At 64.6% G+C, this 19,216-nt stretch carries 19 protein-coding genes; 6 read left to right on the top strand and 13 right to left on the bottom strand.

Translation table 11 applies throughout. The features are described from left to right. Positions 1-4 precede the first annotated feature (4 nt). The 3 genes from Q8R61_RS12025 to Q8R61_RS12015 are packed head-to-tail and all read right to left on the bottom strand — an operon-like array spanning position 5 to position 1,305. On the bottom strand, positions 5-256 hold the full coding sequence (locus tag Q8R61_RS12025) for a hypothetical protein (RefSeq protein ID WP_305537545.1): 252 nt from the start codon (positions 254-256) through the stop codon (positions 5-7). Next, positions 253-747: a peroxiredoxin gene (locus tag Q8R61_RS12020; RefSeq protein WP_305537543.1), complete on the bottom strand. Its 495-nt coding sequence runs from the start codon at positions 745-747 to the stop codon at positions 253-255. Before Q8R61_RS12020 ends, Q8R61_RS12025 begins: the two co-directional genes overlap by 4 nt. Positions 748-768: 21 nt before the next feature. Then, on the bottom strand, positions 769-1,305 hold the full coding sequence (locus tag Q8R61_RS12015) for a gamma carbonic anhydrase family protein (RefSeq protein ID WP_305537541.1): 537 nt from the start codon (positions 1,303-1,305) through the stop codon (positions 769-771). Between the two features lie 106 nt (positions 1,306-1,411). Here Q8R61_RS12015 and Q8R61_RS12010 point away from each other — a divergent pair, with 106 nt between their 5' ends. The 4 genes from Q8R61_RS12010 (at position 1,412) to xth (ending at position 7,523) form a co-directional block, all read left to right on the top strand. Continuing rightward, positions 1,412-3,469 (top strand): M3 family metallopeptidase, encoded by a 2,058-nt coding sequence (locus Q8R61_RS12010; RefSeq protein WP_305537539.1) that lies wholly within the window; start codon positions 1,412-1,414, stop codon positions 3,467-3,469. Between the two features lie 56 nt (positions 3,470-3,525). Further along, positions 3,526-4,077, top strand: coding sequence for a glutaredoxin family protein (locus Q8R61_RS12005; RefSeq protein ID WP_305537537.1), 552 nt, complete (start codon positions 3,526-3,528; stop codon positions 4,075-4,077). Between the two features lie 215 nt (positions 4,078-4,292). Then, on the top strand, positions 4,293-6,596 hold the full coding sequence (locus Q8R61_RS12000; protein WP_305537535.1) for a SulP family inorganic anion transporter: 2,304 nt from the start codon (positions 4,293-4,295) through the stop codon (positions 6,594-6,596). A 159-nt stretch (positions 6,597-6,755) separates the two neighbouring features. Next, on the top strand, positions 6,756-7,523 hold the full coding sequence (gene xth / locus Q8R61_RS11995; RefSeq protein ID WP_305537533.1) for an exodeoxyribonuclease III: 768 nt from the start codon (positions 6,756-6,758) through the stop codon (positions 7,521-7,523). A gap of 158 nt (positions 7,524-7,681) precedes the next feature. Here xth and Q8R61_RS11990 read toward each other — a convergent pair whose 3' ends face one another. The 10 genes from Q8R61_RS11990 to leuS form a co-directional block, all read right to left on the bottom strand. Further along, positions 7,682-8,311, bottom strand: a complete 630-nt coding sequence (locus Q8R61_RS11990; RefSeq protein WP_305537531.1) for a DNA-3-methyladenine glycosylase — start codon at positions 8,309-8,311, stop codon at positions 7,682-7,684. Further along, positions 8,308-9,759: a ribonuclease G gene (rng, locus tag Q8R61_RS11985; RefSeq protein ID WP_305537529.1), complete on the bottom strand. Its 1,452-nt coding sequence runs from the start codon at positions 9,757-9,759 to the stop codon at positions 8,308-8,310. Before rng ends, Q8R61_RS11990 begins: the two co-directional genes overlap by 4 nt. 16 nt (positions 9,760-9,775) lie before the next feature. Continuing rightward, positions 9,776-10,387, bottom strand: coding sequence for a nucleoside triphosphate pyrophosphatase (locus tag Q8R61_RS11980; RefSeq protein WP_305537527.1), 612 nt, complete (start codon positions 10,385-10,387; stop codon positions 9,776-9,778). Positions 10,388-10,402: 15 nt separating this feature from the next. Further along, positions 10,403-10,873, bottom strand: coding sequence for a 23S rRNA (pseudouridine(1915)-N(3))-methyltransferase RlmH (rlmH, locus tag Q8R61_RS11975; protein ID WP_305537525.1), 471 nt, complete (start codon positions 10,871-10,873; stop codon positions 10,403-10,405). 8 nt (positions 10,874-10,881) lie between these two features. Further along, a complete protein-coding gene (rsfS, locus tag Q8R61_RS11970; protein WP_305537523.1) occupies positions 10,882-11,241 on the bottom strand; it encodes a ribosome silencing factor in 360 nt (119 codons plus the stop codon). A gap of 3 nt (positions 11,242-11,244) precedes the next feature. After that, positions 11,245-11,856 (bottom strand): nicotinate-nucleotide adenylyltransferase, encoded by a 612-nt coding sequence (gene nadD / locus Q8R61_RS11965; RefSeq protein ID WP_305537521.1) that lies wholly within the window; start codon positions 11,854-11,856, stop codon positions 11,245-11,247. A gap of 112 nt (positions 11,857-11,968) precedes the next feature. Further along, a complete protein-coding gene (locus Q8R61_RS11960) occupies positions 11,969-13,246 on the bottom strand; it encodes a glutamate-5-semialdehyde dehydrogenase (protein ID WP_305537519.1) in 1,278 nt (425 codons plus the stop codon). Between the two features lie 2 nt (positions 13,247-13,248). After that, on the bottom strand, positions 13,249-14,274 hold the full coding sequence (gene holA, locus Q8R61_RS11955; RefSeq protein ID WP_305537517.1) for a DNA polymerase III subunit delta: 1,026 nt from the start codon (positions 14,272-14,274) through the stop codon (positions 13,249-13,251). Continuing rightward, complete coding sequence (gene lptE / locus Q8R61_RS11950) at positions 14,271-14,771, bottom strand: LPS assembly lipoprotein LptE (protein WP_305537515.1); 501 nt, start codon at positions 14,769-14,771, stop codon at positions 14,271-14,273. The genes holA and lptE overlap by 4 nt, the downstream gene beginning before the upstream one ends. Further along, entirely contained in the window at positions 14,768-17,398 is a 2,631-nt protein-coding gene (gene leuS / locus Q8R61_RS11945) for a leucine--tRNA ligase (RefSeq protein ID WP_305537514.1), read from the bottom strand. Before leuS ends, lptE begins: the two co-directional genes overlap by 4 nt. Positions 17,399-17,529: 131 nt before the next feature. Here leuS and Q8R61_RS11940 point away from each other — a divergent pair, with 131 nt between their 5' ends. Together Q8R61_RS11940 and Q8R61_RS11935 are read left to right on the top strand one after the other, a co-directional pair. After that, positions 17,530-18,024 (top strand): heme-binding protein, encoded by a 495-nt coding sequence (locus Q8R61_RS11940; protein ID WP_305537512.1) that lies wholly within the window; start codon positions 17,530-17,532, stop codon positions 18,022-18,024. A gap of 265 nt (positions 18,025-18,289) precedes the next feature. Next, entirely contained in the window at positions 18,290-19,177 is an 888-nt protein-coding gene (locus Q8R61_RS11935) for a phosphoribulokinase (RefSeq protein ID WP_305537510.1), read from the top strand. Positions 19,178-19,216: the final 39 nt, after the last annotated feature.

Genomic DNA, 19,216 nt, shown 5'->3' with positions numbered 1-19,216 from the left:
AAAATCAGGGGGTCACAGGGCCGGGGCAGGGATTGAACGCGCAACCCTTGTCCGGGTTGCGGCTGACGTAGCTGCCGTCCGGGCAGGCCTGCACATCCGCGGTACAGACGCGGCCCGATTCGTCCAGCGGCGGCGGCGGGACATCGACACCCGGTTGGGGTGCGGGCTTGACCCGGGCAGGCGGGTTCGCCGTCGGCAGCGCCGCGCTGCATCCCGCCAGCGCGAGCACCAGTGCAGTCAGGACCAGCGCCCTCATGCCAGCTCCCGGTCGAGCAGCGCGCGCAGGCGGACGAAATCGATATCGCCCAGCCTGTGTTCGAGGATGCGGCCGTCCTTGCCGATGATGAAGGTGGTGGGCGTCAGCTGCACGTCGCCGAAGGCGCGCGCGTGCTCGCCGGTGACGTCGAGCGCGACCGGAAACGGCAGCTGCCGCGTCTGCACAAAGCTTTGCACATAATTGGGCGGATCGTAGCTCATCGCCACCGCGATGATTTCAAAGCCGCGGTCCTTGTATTCGCGATAGACCTCGACCATGTCCGGCATTTTCTTGACGCAGCCGGGGCAGGAAGTGGCCCAGAAATTGACCAGCACGACCTTGCCACGCAGTTCGTCCAGGCTCAGCGTCTGGCCTTCCAGGGTGGTGAAGGTGGACGCCGGCGCGCCAGGCTTGTCCATCAGGGCGTAGACCAGGGCGCCGACGATGGCGAGCGCGGCAACGGCAATCAGCAGGGGTTTGGCAAATTTCATGGTCAGGATCAGGGTAAGTGGTCAGGCCACGTATGACCGGGCCAGTTGCACATAGTGCTCGGCGGAATAGGCGAAGTAGGCGATTTCCTCCGCGGTCAGCGCGCGCACCGGCTTGGCTGGGCGGCCCAGATACAGGTGGCCGGATTCGAGCACTTTGCCTTCCGGCACCAGCGAGCCAGCGCCGAGCAGCACGTGTTGCTGCACCACCGCGCCATCGAGGATGATGCTGCCCATGCCGATCAGGCATTCGTCCGCGATCGTGCACGCGTGCAGGATCACCGCGTGGCCGACGGTGACGCGCGCGCCGATGATCAGCGGCCCACCCTTGGGATGGGCCGGCGTCTTGTGCGACACGTGCAGCACGCTGTTGTCCTGGATATTGGTCGCGCAGCCGACGACGATCGAATTGACGTCGCCGCGGATCACCGCGCCCGGCCACACCGACGCGTCGGCGCCGAGGCTGACTTCGCCGATCACCGTCGCGCGCGTATGCACCCAGGCGCCGGCGCCGCATTGCGGATGGATCCCCCGGTACGGGGTGACGGAATCTAAAGCCATGGTTGTCGAGGGGTTGAAACACAGCAGGGCCGGGCCCAAATTATAATCGTTGTGCGCGACTGCCATTCCTCCCCCCGTTTCTGCGTCTTCTTTTGAAAGATCTGCCATGCCTAGCCCGATCGTCACCAACCCGCTGCTCGACTTTTCCGGTCTGCCCCGCTTCGCCGAATTCAAGCCCGACTATGTCACCCCCGCGATCGACCAGCTGCTGGCCGATGCCCGCGCGGCCGTGGCGCGCACCGAAGCGGCCGACACCCCGGCCGAATGGGACGCCTTCGTCGCCCCGCTCGAGGACGCCAACGAGAAGCTGGGCCGCGCCTGGGGCCAGGTGTCGCACCTGCACTCGGTAATGGATTCGCCCGAACTACGCGAGGTCTACAACGAAAACCTGCCGAAAATCACCGTCTTTTATGCCGAACTGGGGCAGAACGAGGCGCTGTTCGCCAAGTACAAGGCGCTGAAAGCGCGCCCTGATTACGCCGCGCTGTCTGCCCCGCGCAAAAAGATTGTGGAAAACGAGCTGCGGGACTTCCGTTTGGGCGGCGCCGAACTGCCGGCCGACAAGAAGGCCCGCTTCATGCAGGTGCAAGAGGAGTTGGCACAGCTGTCGGCCAAGTTCGAGGAGAACCTGCTCGACGCCACCAACGACTATGCGCTCATCATCGACGATAAGGACGAACTGGCCGGCATCCCCGACGACGTGCTGGAGACCGCGCGTGTCGCAGCAGAATCCGCCGGCACCACCGGCTGGAAGTTCACGCTGCACATGCCGTCCTATCTGCCGGTGATGCAGTACGCCGACAGCCGTGAATTAAGACAGATCCTCTACCGCGCCTATGTCACCCGTGCGTCCGAATTCGGCAAGACCGAGTTCGACAACACCCCGCTGATCGGCAGCATTCTCCAGCTGCGTCGCGAAGCCGCCGAACTGCTGGGGTTCAAGAGCTACGCCGAAGTGTCGCTGGCGGCCAAGATGGCCGATACCCCGGCCGAAGTGCTGAAGTTTCTTGATGAGCTCGGCGCTCGCGCCCGCCCCTACGCGGAAAAGGACTACGCCGAACTCAAGGCCTTCGCCCGTGATGAACTGGGCATGGACGAGGTGCAGGCCTGGGACACGAGCTACGTGTCGGAAAAATTGAGCGTCGCCCGCTATAGCTTCTCCGACCAGGAAGTGAAGCAGTATTTCCCCGAACCACGCGTGCTGGCGGGCCTGTTCAAGCTGGTCGAGACGCTTTACGGCCTGCACGTGCGCGAGGACCAGGCCCCGGTGTGGCATCCGGACGTCAAGTTCTACACGCTGACGGATCACGCCGGCCAGCGCGTCGGCCAGTTCTATCTGGATTTGTACGCGCGTCCATCCAAGCGCGGGGGCGCCTGGATGGATGACGTCATCACCCGCCGCAAGACGAACGACGGCATCCAGACCCCGGTCGCGTATTTGAACTGCAACTTCTCCGGGCCGGTCGGCGACAAGCCTGCGCTGTTCACCCACGACGAGGTCATCACGCTGTTCCACGAGGCCGGCCACGGCCTGCACCACCTGCTGACACAGATCGAGGAGCTGGGCGTGTCCGGCATCAACGGCGTCGAATGGGACGCGGTCGAATTGCCCTCGCAGTTCATGGAAAACTTCTGCTGGGAATGGGACGTGCTGAAGCACATGACCGCGCACGTGGAGACCGGCGAGCCGCTGCCGCGCGCGCTGTTCGACAGGATGCTGGCGGCGAAGAACTTCCAGTCCGGCCTGCAGACGCTGCGCCAGATCGAGTTCGCCAGCTTCGACATGCACCTGCACGACGACTTCGACCCCAACGGCCCCCGCAGCGCGCAGGACCTGATCGACGACATCCGCAGGAAAGTCGCGCTCATCATCCCGCCGGCCTGGAACCGCTTCCCCAACAACTTCTCGCACATCTTTGCCGGCGGCTACGCGGCCGGCTACTACAGCTACAAGTGGGCGGAAGTGCTGTCGGCTGACGCCTACGCGCTGTTCGAGGACGAAGCCGAGGGCTACGGCGGCGTGCTCAACCCGGAAGTCGGCCACCGCTTCTGGAGCGAGATCCTCGCCCAGGGCGGCGCCCGCCCGGCGCTTGAGTCGTTCAAGGCCTTCCGCGGCCGCGAGCCGACCCTCGACGCGCTGCTGCGGCATAACGGCATGGCTTAAAGCCCAGGCCCACTATGGCCGCTAATAGCCAGGATCACGTCTTTCGGGAGCACGGCATGAAATCAGGATTCATCTTGGCAGCAGTGTGCATGGCGCTGGCAAGCGCGCCGCTGGCCGCCGCCCAGTTGTACCAGTGGAAAGATGCGCAGGGCCGGACGGTCTACAGCGACCAGCCGCCGCCGCCCAGCATTCGCAATTCCCAGCAGAAATCGTTCAAGGGCAGCTTCATCGAAATCGGCGAGTCCTACACGGTCAAGAGTGCGCGCGAGAAAAATCCGGTCACCCTGTACGCCAGCGCGTGCGGCGCACCCTGCGATCAGGCGCGGCAACTGCTCACCGAACGCGGCATTCCCTTCAGCAGTAAGGATCCGCAGGCCAGCCCCGAAGCCCAGGCCGAACTGCAGAAACTCACCGGTCAATTGCGGGTGCCGGTGCTGGTGGTTGGCAGCGACAAGATCGACGGGTTCGAAACCGGTCAGTGGCAAGCCATGCTCGACAAGGCGGGCTATCCGAAGTCGCGGCCGCCCGGCAGCCCGGCCGCAGCACAAGCGCCCGCCGCGGCACAGCCGCCCGCTGCGCCGCCCACGGGCGCGCAGCCCGCTCCCTGAGCCCGGCCCGCACGTCACGCGTTCTCGTCACGCTGCACCCGGGGTCTAGGCCTTTCGTGTCTTGACCCCATCTTCCAAGACATTTATGTTGCCCGGGACTTGTGCCCAGGATTACCCATCTTATTCATAGGGTTACGCATCCGGGCCACACGCCAACCCGTGCGCCCACATCTGCCAGGGCGCCGACGAACCAAGAATATAAAAGGGGAGTTGGAGTGAAGCCGGAAGATAAACCACAGAATGGCCTCGCCGGGCTGAAGTACTGGCGCTACGACCTGTTCGCCGGCCTGCAGGTGGCGCTGGTCTCCTTGCCGCTGTCGCTCGGCATTGCCGTCGCGTCGGGCGCGCCGCCGGTCACCGGGCTGGTGTCGTCGATCATCGCGGGCCTGATCTTCCCTTTCCTTGGCGGTGCCTACGCCACCATCAGCGGCCCCGCCGCCGGCCTCGCCCCGGCGCTTCTCGCCGGCATGCTGCTGCTCGGCAACGGCGATCTCGCTGCCGGCTATCCACTGATGCTGGTCGCGATCTTCTTCACCGGTGTGGTGATGATCCTGCTTTCCTGGTTACGCGCCGGCAAACTGGTCGCGATGTTCCTGCCGGTGACCGTGGTCGAGGCGATGCTCGCCGCGATTGGCCTGATGATCATCATCAAGCAGATCCCCGCGCTCGTCGGCGACCTCGCCGCGCCGGAGAAATCGATGCTGGTCGCGATCGGCAAGCTGCCCGAGAGTTTCCAGCGCATCGAGCCCTCGATTCTGCTCATCGGCGCCGTGTGCCTGTTCCTGATGTTCTTCCTCAACCGCACGCGCCTGGCCTGGCTGCGCCGCGTGCCGCCTGCACTGTCGGTGTGCGCGATCGGCGTGGTGCTGGGCTACGTATTCAACCTCGCGCCGCAGCACCTGATCAGCATGCCCGACAGCATCCTCGAAGGTGGCTTCACACTGCCAGCCTTCGACACCGTACTGGCGCGGCCCGAGCTATGGGGCAGCGTGGCACTGATGGTGATCACGCTCACCCTCATCGACAGCATCGAGTCGCTCGCCACCATCAGTGCAGTCGACAAGATCGACCCCTACCGACGCAAGTCGCGTCCGAACGTGACGCTGCGTGCAATGGGCGTTTCCAACGTGCTCTCCAGCCTCGCCGGCGGACTCACCATCATCCCCGGCGGCGTGAAGAGCCGCGCCAACATCGACGCCGGCGGCCGCACGCTGTGGGCGAACTTCTATAACGCCGTGTTTCTGATCGTGTTCCTGTTTTTCGCGGTCGATCTCATCGGCCGTATCCCGCTGGCGGCGATTGGCGCCGTCATCGTCTACGTCGGCTGGCGACTCTGTGAAATCAAGGTCTTCAGCAAGACTGCCGCCATCGGTCTCGACCAGTTGGCGATCTTCATCGTCACCATCGTGGCGATCCTGATGACCGACCTGCTGGCCGGCATTCTCATCGGCGTGGCTGCGCAACTGCTGATGAACACCTACCTGCTCACGCCATCGCTGCGCATGGTGCTGGAGGGCCGCATTTCCTTCCGCCAGTTCATCGCGGCCATCGGTTCGGCCGTCTGCAGCATGTTCTGCAGCCCGGTGATCCGCGTGAAGGAAGAAACCGCGAACGGGCGGCCGCAGACCCAGCTTTCGCTGGGCTCGCTCACCGGCTTCAATCTGATGCCGTTCGACCGCGCGCTGGCGCGCGTGCCCGACACGGCCGGTGTCAGTCTCGCGCTCAATGAATCCAGCCATATCATCGACCGCACCACTTTGGAATACCTGCACGAATTGCAGGAGGAACACGTCCACCGCGACCGGCCGCTGGAAATCCACGGCCTCGAACGCTTCCATCCCTTCACGCCCCACCCCTTCGCCACCCGCATGCAGGACCAGCGCTTCGTCCACGAACCGGCCATCCATACCGCACGCGAACAAGACATGGTGGCACTGGCGCAGCGCCTCGGCCTGAAGTTCGCGCCGGCCGTCGCCGCCGTGCTCAACCGGCACGATTTCGTCTATCTGAGGCGCGGCGCCAACCGCCAGGAATGGAATGTGATGACGGGCACCCACGGCGATCATCACGTCAAGCTGTTCGACTACAGCCATACCGCCGCGCCCGAATACTACGTCGAGCACCGCCACACCCTCGCCATCCTGCGCCTGTGCGACGAAGCCACCGCCGCTTTGCCCAACCTCGCGCTCACGCCGGGGGACTATCTGGAGCGCTACCTGGTGGCGGATTACCGCGAACTTGAAATCGCTGGCCTCGACGCCGATTTTGCAAAACGCTATCGCGTCTACGGGGAAAGCGTTGCGCGCGTCCAGCCCTGCCTGAACGCCGACCTGGTCCGCTACATGCTGGCCTGCCCCGGCACCTACGTTGAGCTGCGCGATGGCGTGCTGCTCGTGTTCCGTCCCGAACGTGGGCTGGAGTCGCCAGACGCCACCGAAAACCTGCTCGCCCACGCGGAGAAGATCATGGCCTGGCTGGCGCGCACGCCGGGCGAACCGCAGCACACGCCGCAGCCCTGAAGGACGCCGATCTACGTGCTGAAGCACGAGCGAATCGTATGCCCTAAAGGACTCCGACCCACTACGCGCTAAAGAGCGTGTGGAATCGTATGCCCTAAAGGACTCCGATCCACTATGGGCTGAAGCCCATGTGGAATCGTATGCGCTACACTCGCGGGCATGAAAATCGCCGCCTGGAACGTCAACTCCCTCAAGGTCCGCCTGCCGCAGTTGCTGGACTTTCTCGCCACCCGCCAGCCCGACGCGGTGTGCCTGCAGGAAACCAAACTCACCGACGACAATTTCCCGGTTGCCGAGCTGGCCGCGGCCGGTTACCGCGTCGCGTTTTCCGGCCAGAAGACCTATAACGGCGTCGCCATCGTCAGCCGTGCCGAGCCGCTCGACGTGCAGATCGGCATCCCGGGACTGGAGGACGAACAGAAGCGCGTCATTGCCGCCACCGTCGACGGCGTGCGGCTGGTGTGCGTGTACTGTCCCAACGGCCAGAGCCTCGATTCCGACAAGTATCCCTACAAGCTCGCCTGGTTCGATGCGCTGACCGTCTGGCTGAAAGATGAGCTCGCACGTCATCCGAAGCTTGCCGTGCTGGGCGACTACAACATCGCGCCGGAAGACCGCGACGTCCACGACCCCGAAGCGTGGAAAGACTGCGTGCTGGTGTCCGAACCGGAACGCGAGCGCTTCCGGAGTCTGGTGGCGCTGGGCCTTAAAGACAGCTTTCGGCTGTTCGAGCAGCCGGAAAAAACCTTCAGCTGGTGGGACTACCGGATGATGGGCTTCCGCCGCAACCACGGCCTGAGGATCGACCATATCCTGCTGTCCGAGCCGCTCGCCGCCGCCTGCACGTCGTCCACGATCGACCGCGACATGCGCAAGCTGGAACGACCGTCGGATCATGCGCCGGTCATCGCCGAAGTCGCCTCCTAGTGTCGCGAATCAGAAATAGCGGGGCAAATAAAACGGATGGATTTTTTCGCAGGGCAAGGCGCGAGGAGGCGGCATAGTTCGCTCTATGGCAACGACGAGCAACGCCGCCATGCGGAAAAAGACACCGTTTTATGTTTCGATATTTCTGATTCGCGACACTAATACTGCACCACCGCCGGATCCAGGCTGCGCCACAGATACCAGGTGGCAACCGTGCGCCAGGGCGCGTGACGTTCGCCGTGCTCACGTAATGTTTTGGGCGTGGGGCGCTCCCCCTCAAGGTAATGCAGCGCGACGGCCTTTTGCAGGCCGATGTCGTCGACCGGCCAGACGTCGGGGCGGCGCAGGCTGAATATCAGGAACATCTCGGCGGTCCAGCGGCCGATGCCGCGCACGTCGACGAGTTCGGTGATGACTGCTTCGTCTTCCATTTTCTTCCAGCGTGCTGGCTCGATGCGACCATCGACGAAATGGCCGGCCAGATCACGCAGGTATTCGGCCTTGCGGCGCGACAGACCGCAGGCGGCGAGCGCGTCGAGCTCCAGCGTGGCGATGTGTTCGGGACTGACGGTCTGCGCATAGCCGGCAAAGCGCGCCCACACACTGTCGGCCGCCTTGACCGAGATCTGCTGGCCGACGATGGCGCGCGCCAGTGTCTGGAACGGGTCGCCGCGATTGGCGAGGATGGCATCGGGATAGCGCGCGATCAGCGCGGCCATCACCGGGTCCGCGGCAGCGAGCTCGGTGCAGGCCGGTTTCCAGTACGCGGGTGCCGCCAGCGTTTTCACAGCAATATGATGTCGTACTGTTCCTGCGGATAGGTCGTCTCGACCTGCAGCGACACCGGTTTGCCGATGAAGTCGATCAGCTGGGCGAGGCTACCGGACTCTTCGTCGAGGAACAGGTCGATCACGCTTTGCGCGGCAACGATGCGGTATTCGCGCGCGACGAACTGGCGCGCCTCGCGCAGGATTTCGCGCAGCACGTCGTAGCACACGGTCTGCGCGGTCTTGATTTCGCCGCGGCCGGCGCAGGTGGGGCAGGGTTCGCACAGCACATGCGCGAGCGATTCCCGTGTCCGCTTGCGTGTCATCTCGACCAGCCCCAGTGCGGAGAAGCCGGAAACCGTGGTGCGGGTGGGATCGCGCGCCAGCGTCTTCTTCAGTTCGGTCAGCACCGCATCTTGATGCTCGGCGTTGTCCATGTCGATGAAGTCGATGATGATGATGCCACCCAGATTGCGCAGGCGCAGTTGGCGCGCGATGGACTGCGCGGCCTCGAGATTGGTCTTGAAGATGGTGTCGTCGAAGTTGCGCGCGCCGACGAAGCCGCCGGTGTTTACGTCAACCGTGGTCAGCGCCTCGGTCTGGTCGATGATGACGTAGCCGCCGGACTTGAGATCGACACGCCGCCCCAGCGCCTTGGCGATTTCATCCTCGACGGCGTAGAGATCGAACAGCGGCCGGTCGGCGCTGTAGTGCTGCAGCTTGTCGTGCACGGCATGGGTGTAGTTCTGCGCAAACTCGACCATGCGCTGGTAGGTTTCGCGCGAATCGATCAGGATGCGGGCGGTATCGCGGTTGACGAAATCACGCAGCACGCGCAGCGAGAGATCGAGGTCCTGATACAGGATGCACGGCACGACGCAGTTGCCGCGCGACTGGATGTTGCTCCACAGCCGCCGCAGGTAGTCGATGTCGGCCTGCATTTCGGTGTCTTCTGCGGTCTCGGCCATGGTGCGCACGATGAAGCCGCCGGTGGCGTCTTCCGGCATCAGCCGGTGCAGCTTCTGGCGCAGCTGTTCGCGCTCTTCCTCGCCTTCGATTTTCTGCGAAATGCCGATGTGCGATTCCTGCGGCAAGTAGACCAGATAGCGTCCGGCAAAGCTGATCTGGGTCGACAGGCGCGCGCCCTTGGTGCCGATCGGGTCCTTGATCACCTGCACCATCAGACTCTCGCCTTCGTGCAGGATCTGCTCGATGGGGCGCTCGGCCTCGCTGCCGCGTCGCGCTTGCCAGATATCGGCCACGTGCAGGAAGGCCGCGCGCTCCAGGCCAACGTCGATGAAGGCGGACTGCATGCCCGGCAGCACGCGCACCACACGGCCCATGTAGATGTTGCTGACCAGCCCACGGCATTGCGCGCGCTCGATATGGAGTTCCTGCACCGCGCCCAGATGCAGTACGGCGACGCGCGTTTCCTGCGGGGTGACGTTGACGAGGATTTCTTCGCTCATGGCAGGAGGGCGGGGATCAAATCACGAAACCAAACTGGTTCAGCAGGGTGCTCGTTTCATATAAGGGCAATCCCATGATGCCGCTGTAGCTGCCCTCGATATGCTCGATAAATGCGCCGGCGCGCCCCTGGATACCATAGGCGCCTGCCTTGCCGAGGTATTCGCCGGTTTCGAGATAGCGCGCGATGGCGGCGGCGTCGATCGCGGAAAACCGCACCTGGCTCGACGACAGGCGTAATTCCATGCGGTCTTCGTGATGCACCGCCACGGCGGTATGCACCTGATGCTGGCGTCCGGACAGACGCGTCAGCATGGCGGCGGCATCCAGACGGTCGCGCGGCTTGCCGAGAATGTCGCCGTCGAGTTCGACCACCGTGTCCGCACCCAGCACCGGAAAACGCAGCAGGTGGCGCAGGTCCACGGCACGCCAGCCGCAGGCGGCCTTTTCGGTCGCCATGCGCTGCGCAAATTCGGCCGCCGCTTCGCCGTCACGGGGCACTTCGACAACGTCCAGGCGTCCGGCCACGGCGCGCAGCGGCAGCACGTCGAAGGCGATGCCAATCTGCTTCAGCAACTCACGCCGCCGCGGCGATTGCGATGCCAGGTAAATACGTTTGTCGACCAGCATGTGTTGGAATGCCCCTCAATCCCGATGGTAGGGATGTCCCTTGATGATACAGGCGGCACGGTATAACTGCTCAGCCAGCATCACGCGGGCCAGCGCATGGGGCAGCGTCAGCTTCGACAAGCCCAGCAATTTCGCGGCCCGGGCCTTGACACTGTCGTCAAGGCCATCGGCCCCGCCGATCACAAACGCCGGCGACACGCCCTCATTCATCCAGCCGGTCAGCCACGACGCCAGGTCGCGCGTGGTCGCCTGTACACCGCGCTCGTCAAGCACCACCGGCACGCTGCCGGTAGGCAGCGCGGCCAGAATGCGCGCTGCTTCCAGTTGCCGCGCCCGCGCGCCGTCCTCTCCGGCCACCCGGTGGCCCGGCTTGATCTCGGTCAGAGAGAGCGGCAGATCAGGCGGCATGCGCCGGGCATAGTCGTCGTAGCCCGCATTGATCCAGCCGGGCATCTTGTGGCCGACAGCGATCAGGTGCAGTTTCACAGCGTGACTTAATGATCGGCCTGCACGTGGCGGGCGCGTGCCGCTTCGGCGGCGCCCCACAGCTCTTCCAGGTTGTAGTGCGAACGCACGGCGGGCAGCATCACATGGACGATCACGTCGCCCAGGTCGAGCAGCACCCAGTCGCCGGTGTCTTCGCCTTCCGTGTTGCCGACGTAGGCGTCCGCTGCCTTCATCTTGACGCGCACATTGTCGGCGAGCGCACGGGTCTGGCGGTTGGACGAACCGCTGGCGATCACCATGCGCTCGAACAGCGAAGTGAGCTTGCCGGTATCGAGCACGGTGATGTCCTGCGCCTTGACGTCCTCGAGGGCGTCGACGATCAGTTTGATTTTGGCTTCAATGTTCATAGGTTATGTATACAGTTGGTGTTCGTGAATATAGTCGAGCACGGTGTCGGGCAGCAGATAGCGTGGGCTGCCCCGCCGTGCCAGGGTGTCGCGGATGGCGGTGGCGGAAATGTCGAGCGGCGGCGTTTGCCGGACGCGCACCCCGCCGGCTGCCCCGGCCGTGTGCTGCCGCTGCGCGACCTCTTGTCTCAGCATAGTCGGCATCGCGTCCGCATCCAGCAGCGATGTGCCCGGCCGCGCCGCCACCGCGAGGTTCGCCAGCGCGAACAGCCGCCGCCATTCGTGCCAGGTCGTCAGGCCCAGAAACGCGTCGGCGCCCAGCAGCAGCCACAGCGGCCGCTCGGCGCCCAGTTCGGCGCGCAGCGCGGTCAGCGTATCGACCGTGTAGCTCGGTGCGACACGTTCGACCTCGCGCGCGTCAGCCTCGAAACGCGGGTTGCCGGCAAGCGCCCGGCGCACCATCTCCAGTCGATGCAGTGCCGCAGTGCGCGGCGCCCCCCGGTGCGGCGGCTGGCCGGCGGGGATGAAGACGACGCGCTCGAGGCCCAGCGCGTCGGCCATCTCCTCGGCGAGGCGCAGATGACCGTAATGGATCGGATCGAAGGTGCCGCCCATCACACCGACGGCGTGTGAAGGGGGAAGGGTAAAGGGTGAAGGGTGGGGCGTTGCGAGGTTTTCCCCTTCCCCCTTCTCACTTCCCCCTTCACCGTTCGGCGAAGCCGACATCTCAGCCGCGCACGTGGCCGTCTCCCAGCACCACCCATTTCTGGCTGGTCAGCCCTTCCAGGCCGACCGGGCCGCGTGCGTGGATCTTGTCGGTGGAAATGCCGATCTCCGCACCGAGGCCGTATTCAAAGCCGTCGGCGAAGCGGGTTGAGGCATTGACCACGACGCTGGCCGAATCGACCTCGCGCAGGAAACGGCGCGCCCGGCCATAGTCCTCGGTGACGATGGCGTCGGTGTGCTGCGAGCCGTGAGTATTGATGTGGTTCATCGCGGCGTCGAGGTCGTCGACCACCTTGACCGCGATGATCGGACCGAGATACTCCTCGGTCCAGTCAGCTTCCACCGCGGCTTTCAGCTTGTCGGCGGCGACGCCGGCGCCCTGTAGGATCGCCAGCGCCTCCGGGCAGCAACGCATTTCGACGCCCTTGCCGGCCAGCATTTTCCCAATATCCGGCAATGCGGCGGCCGCGACGCCGCGCGCCACCAGTAAGGACTCGGTGGTGTTGCAGGTGCCGTAGCGCTGGGTCTTGGCGTTCTCGACGATCTTCAGCGCCTTGGCGAGGTCGGCTCGATCGTCGACATAGACATGGCAGTTGCCGTGCAGGTGCTTGATCACCGGCACCCGCGCCTCGCCGGTGATGCGTTCGATCAGGCCCTTGCCACCGCGTGGCACGATCACATCCACATAGTCCTTCATGGTGATGAGTTCACCCACCGCGGCGCGGTCGGTCGTCTCAATCACCTGCACCACCGTCGGCGGCAGCCCAGCCGCTTCCAACCCCTCACGCACGCAGGCGGCGACCGCCTGGTTCGAATGCAGCGCCTCGGAGCCACCGCGCAGGATCGCCGCGTTGCCGGACTTCAGGCACAGGCCGGCGGCGTCCGCGGTGACGTTGGGGCGCGCCTCGTAGATGATGCCGATGACGCCAAGCGGCACCCGCATTTTGCCGACCTGGATGCCGGAGGGGCGGTACTTGAGGCCGTCGATCTCGCCGACCGGGTCCGGCAGCGCGGCGATCTGCTCGAGGCCTTCGGCCATGCCGGCGACGGTCTTGTCGGTCAATTGCAGACGATCCAGCAGCGCGGTGTCGTAGCCCGCGGCGCGCGCGTGTTCCATGTCGCGTGCATTCGCTTCGAGCAGTTTGACGGCGTCGCGCCGGATCGCCGCCGCCATCGCCGTGAGTGCAAGGTTCTTCTGGTTGGTGTCGGCGCGCGCAATCGCGCGCGAGGCTTCGCGCGCCTGCTTGCCCACCGTCTGCATGTACTGTTTCACGTCCATCATCATTTTCCGTTGGTCGCCGGCTGGGCCAGTGTCATGCCCATGCGCAGCAGCGTATCCCAGGGGTCGCCCATGCGTTCCAGCCCCTTGGCCTGGCGGTCGATCAGCGCCAGATCGGCCAGCGCACATTCAATTTTTTCCAGCGGCAGTCGTTTCAGCGCCCGCTCGATCTGCAGTGCGCGCTGTTTGTCGCGCCCCCACAGCGTCCGCATCGCCGCGGGCAGACTCTCGCCCTGGGCCACGGCCAATTTTAGCCTGAGCAGCAGCCCCACCGCCGAACTGACCTGCCACAGGATGGCCGGCACCGCTTCGCCCGCGTCCCGGAGGTCGGTCACGATGTGGGCAAAGCGCACGCCATCGCCCGCATACAGCGCGTCCTGCAAGGCATCGGCCTCCAGCCGGCTGACGTCGACCACCGCATGCTCGACGTCGGCCAGCGTGACCGTGCCCGGCGGTAGCAGCAACGCGAGCTTGTCGATCTCCTGCTGCGCCGCCAATAAATTTCCCTCGACCTGATCGGCCAGAAATTCCAGCGCAGCACGGTCGGCGCGCAAGCCCTGGCGGGCCAGCCGGCGTTCGATCCAGCCGGGCAGCGCGGCGCGGTCGATGGGCTTGGCCTCGACCACCACGCCGCTTTTGGCCAGGGCGGCAAACCAGCGGCTCTGCTGGGTTTTCCATTCCAGCCCCGGCAGGCTGATCAGGGTAAGCGTGTCCTCAGGCAAGCGGGAGGCATAGGTTTCCAGCGCCTTGGCGCCGTCGACGCCGGGCTTGCCAGACGGGATACGGATTTCGGTCAGCCGACGCTCGGCGAACAGCGAAAAATTGTCGCCGCTGGCAAAGATGCCCTGCCAGTTGTAGCGCCCCTGCACGGTATGGACCGTGCGTTCGCTGTGCCCGGCTGCGCGCGCCGCCGCGCGGATGGCGTCGGCCGCCTCCTGCGCTGCCAGCGGCTCGTCGCCCACCACCACATAGAGCGCGGCGAGACCCCGCGACAGCTGATCGGGCAGACGGTCGGCGGAAATGTTCAAGAAGCGCCGTTTCCGGGCTTGAGGTTGCGCAGCCGGCGCAGAATCCGCTGGGTGGCGCTTTCTTCCATGTCCCGATACAGCAGCTGTTCTTCCGCGCCCTTGGCCAGCAATTGCGAATCGTCGTAGGTCAGGTCGCGGCTGAGATCGATGGTTTCCGGCTCGGCTATGACACCTCCATCGCGACTGGTGATGCTGTAGGTCAGCAGCAAGCCGAGACGGTATTCGGTGACCCGGCCCGCGCCCGACAGCGACAGAATCGTTTTGCTGCGTTCTTCCGGGCCGATGCTCAGCGTGGCCTCCGCCTGGTCGGGCGTCGCGGTCAGGCGGGTGGTCTTGCTCGAAATCAGCGTATTGCGGATGCGCTGCCCCACCACGCTGCCGGAGGGCGCAGCGAGATACAGGTTGGCAAACGGGATGCCGTCCAGCCGGCGCAGCTGGAAGCCACACCCCGCAACGAGTGCCGCAGGCAGGGCGGCGAGGAAGAGTCGGCGGTTCATACGACGATATTAACCAAACGGCCGGGCACCACCACGACTTTTTTCGGCGCCTGGCCTTCCAGGTATTTCTGCGCCGCCTCGCTCGCCAGCGCAGCGGCCTCGATCGCCGCCTTGTCGGCCGTGGCCGCCACGCGGATCTGCCCGCGCAGCTTGCCGTTGACCTGCAGCATCAGCTCGATCTCGTCCTGCACCAGCGCGGATTCGTCCACCTTCGGCCAGGCCATCGTGGCGCCCGGCTTGAGTTCGGCGTACAGCGCCTCGGCGATATGCGGCACGATGGGGGCGAGCATCGTCACCGCCGCTTCGAGCACTTCCTGCCGCACGCTGCGGGTCACGGCATCGTCGCCCTCCAGCTTCGCCAGCGCGTTCATCAGTTCCATCACGGCCGCGATTGCAGTGTTGAACTGCTTGCGGCGCTCGATATCGTCGCTGACCTTCTGCAGGGTCTGGTGCAGTTGCCGGCGCAGGGTTTTTGCCGCTTCCGGCAGCTCACCGCCGGCAAACGCCGCGACCGCGCCACCCTGCACGTGGTCGTGCGCCAGCTTCCACAGTCTTTTCAGGAAACGGTGCGCGCCCTCGACGCCGGCGTCCGACCATTCCAGGCTCTGTTCCGGCGGCGCGGCGAACATGGTGAACAGCCGCGCAGTGTCGGCGCCATACTGGTCGATCAGCGCCTGCGGGTCGACGCCGTTGTTCTTCGACTTCGCCATTTTCTCGGTACCGCCAATGTCCACCGGCTGGCCGTCGGATTTGAGGAACGCATTGCCGTCGCGCAGTTCGACGTCGGCCGGGTTGAACCAGGTCTTCTTGCCGTCTGCCGCTTCGCGGTAATAGGTGTCGGCGATCACCATGCCCTGCGTCAGCAGGTTGGCGAAGGGTTCGTCGCTGGAAACCAGGCCCTCGTCGCGCATCAGCTTGTGGAAGAAGCGCGCGTACAGCAGGTGCAGGATCGCATGCTCGATGCCGCCAATGTACTGGTCGACCGGCAGCCACTGGTTGGCGCGCGCGTCGAGCATGCCGCCTTCGAAATCGGGGCAGGCGTAGCGCGCGTAGTACCACGAGGACTCGACGAAGGTGTCCATGGTGTCGGTCTCGCGCCGCGCCGCACCGCCGCATTTGGGGCAGGCACAGTTGACGAAATCGGCACGCTTGTTGAGCGGGTTGCCGGCGCCGTCCGGCACCACGTCCTCCGGCAGCACCACCGGCAGTTGCTCGGCCGGCACCGGTACGTCGCCGCAGGTGTCGCAATGGATGATCGGGATCGGGCAGCCCCAGTAGCGCTGGCGCGAAATGCCCCAGTCGCGCAGGCGGAACTGGGTCTTCTTCTCGCCGAGGTTCAGTGCGGCGAGGTCGGCGGCGATGGCGTCGACCGCATCATCGGTATACATCCAATCGTATTTTCCGGAGTTAAAAACTAGAACTTCGTCTCTCGATTTCGATGCATACCAACTTTTCCATCGCGTAGCGTCGAAATACAACTCTGGATAGTCTGATTCTGGGCGCTGTGCACGCAATACGTCCGTATGGACCAATGTGTTCTGAATGACTTGCTTAATCGGAAGACCGTGCGCATTCGCAAATTCAAAGTCGCGTTCGTCGTGCGCCGGCACCGCCATCACCGCGCCTTCGCCGTAGCTCATCAGCACGTAGTTGCCAACCCACACCGGGACCTGCTCGCCGGTGAGCGGATGCGTCACCTTGAAGCCGGTATCCATGCCCTTCTTTTCCATCGTCGCCATGTCGGCTTCGGCGACGCTGCCCTGCTTGCATTCGGCGATGAAGGCGGCCAGCGCCGGATTGTTTTCAGCCGCGCGGGTCGCGAGCGGATGCTCGGCGGCCACGGCGCAGAAGGTCACGCCCATGATGGTGTCGGCGCGGGTGGTGAACACCCACAGCTTTTCATTCTTGCCATCCAGCTGATATGGGAAAGCAAAGCGCACGCCGACGCTCTTGCCGATCCAGTTGGCCTGCATGGTCTTCACCCGCTCGGGCCAGCCCGGCAAAGTGTCGAGGCCGGACAGAAGTTCATCCGCGTACTGGGTGATGCGGAAGAAGTACATCGGGATGTCGCGCTTTTCGACCAGGGCACCACTGCGCCAGCCGCGGCCTTCGATGACCTGCTCGTTGGCGAGTACGGTCTGGTCGACCGGGTCCCAGTTCACCGTGGCCATCTTCTTGTAGATCACGCCCTTCTCGAACAGGCGGGTGAACAGCCACTGCTCCCAGCGGTAGTAATCCGGCTTGCAGGTGGCGAGCTCGCGCGACCAGTCGATCGCGAAACCGAGCGCCTGCAACTGCGTGCGCATATGGTCGATGTTGGCGTAGGTCCAGGCGGCGGGCGGCACGTTGTTGGCGATCGCGGCGTTCTCCGCCGGCAGACCGAAGGCGTCCCAGCCCATCGGCTGCATCACGTTGAAGCCACGCAGGGCGTGGTAGCGCGCCAGCACGTCGCCGATGGTGTAGTTGCGCACGTGGCCCATGTGCAGCTTGCCGGACGGATAGGGAAACATCGACAGGCAGTAGTACTTGGGACGATCGGCATCGTCGCGCGCGCGGTAGACCTGGCTGGCCGTCCATTTCTGCTGGGCGGCATGCTCGATTTCCGTGGGAAGGTATTTTTCTTGCATCGCAACAACCGCTTAGAATCAAGCCGGCGATTATACCGCCCGCCCCGCGTACGCCGCTTGCCGACGCTGTCCAACGGAAACACGTGCCGCGCGCCACGATCCGTGCACTCATAGCCACCCAAGGAGACCCCATGAAAACGCTGCGTATACTCCCCCTGCTGGCCGCCACCGTGCCCGCACTGGCCGCCGCCCAGCCCGATATCCTGCCGGTCAAGCAGATCGGTCTGGAACTGGCGCGCGACATTGCCATGGCCTCGGTCGAGGCCTGCCGCAAGGACGGCTACAACGTGTCAGCCGTGGTGATCGACCGCGCCGGCAACCTGCAGGTGGCGATGCGCGACAGTCTGGCGGCGCGCCACACGCTGGAGATCGCCGAGCGCAAGGCCGGCATGGCGGTGATGTCGGGCAGCGATTCGGGCGAATTCCGCGCCGCGCGCGGCGATATCCGGCCCGAGCTTAACCACATCGACGGCCTGATCGTGATGGACGGTGCACTGCCGATTCGCGCCGCCGGCAGCCTGATCGGCGCGGTGGGGGTCTCCGGCGCACCCGGCGGCGACAAGGACCGGGCCTGCGCCGCTGCCGCATTGCAGAAAGTGCAGGAGCGGCTGGAGTTCGCGATGTGAGTGCTCACCTGACGGGGTAGGCCTGTGCGAGTGACAAGCCCTCCCCCGCGCGGGTAGTGCGTGGTTGTTGGCGCATACGAGTCCACATGGGCTTCAGCCCATAGTGGATCGGAGTCCTTTAGGGCATACGACTCCACATGAGCTTAAGCTCATAGTGGATCGGAGTCCTTTAGGGCTTCAGCGCCTCTACTACCACGGCCTGCCCCTTGCGGGTAAAATGCGGCGTTTTCGCCCAATTTTCACCCATCCTTCAGGGAGTCCCAGCATGTCCAAGAAGCATCCCGTCATTGCGGTCACGGGTTCGTCCGGCGCCGGCACCACCACCGTCAAGCGCGCGTTCGAGCACATCTTCTTCCGCGAAAAAATCAACGCTGCCGTGATCGAAGGCGACAGCTTTCACAGCCTGGCCCGCGTCGACTTCAAGGAAGCCGTGAAAAAAGCCGAAGCCGAAGGCAACATGTCGTTCAGCCATTTCGGCCCGCAGGCCAACCATTTCGCCAAGCTGGCCGAGCTGTTCGAAACCTACGGCAAGACCGGCAGCGGCAAGAAGCGCTACTACATCCACAGCGACGAAGAAGCCGCCGAGCACAACAAGCGCCTTAAAACCAGCCTCAACCCGGGTGAATTCACCCCGTGGGAAGACGTGCCCCCCGGTTCCGACGTGCTGTTCTACGAAGGCCTGCATGGCCTGGTGAAAACCGACGAGGTCGACGTTTCCAAGCACGTCGACCTCGGCATCGGCGTGGTGCCCATCGTCAACCTCGAGTGGATCCAGAAGATCCACCGCGACGGCGCCGAGCGCGGCTATTCGGCCGACGTCATCGTCGACACCATCCTGCGCCGCATGCCGGACTACGTGAACTACATCACCCCGCAGTTCTCGCGCACCGACATCAACTTCCAGCGCGTGTCCACCGTCGACACCTCCAACCCGTTCATCACGCGCGACATCCCGACGCCTGACGAAAGCTTCATCGTGATCCGCTTCCGCGAGCCCAAGGGCGTCGACTTCCCTTACCTGTTGAACATGATCCAGAACTCCTTCATGTCGCGCCGCAACACCATCGTGGTGCCGGGCGCCAAGATGGGCTTCGCGATGGAACTGATCCTGGCGCCGATCATCCAGGACATGATCGCCAATAAGAAAAAATAAGCAGCACGCTTGGCAGACGAAAGAAGGGCGGCCCGCGGG

Source organism: Thiobacillus sp. (genome assembly GCF_030696885.1).
Taxonomy (GTDB): Bacteria; Pseudomonadota; Gammaproteobacteria; order Burkholderiales; family Thiobacillaceae; genus Thiobacillus.
This window is presented reverse-complemented; position numbering and strand designations above follow the sequence as displayed.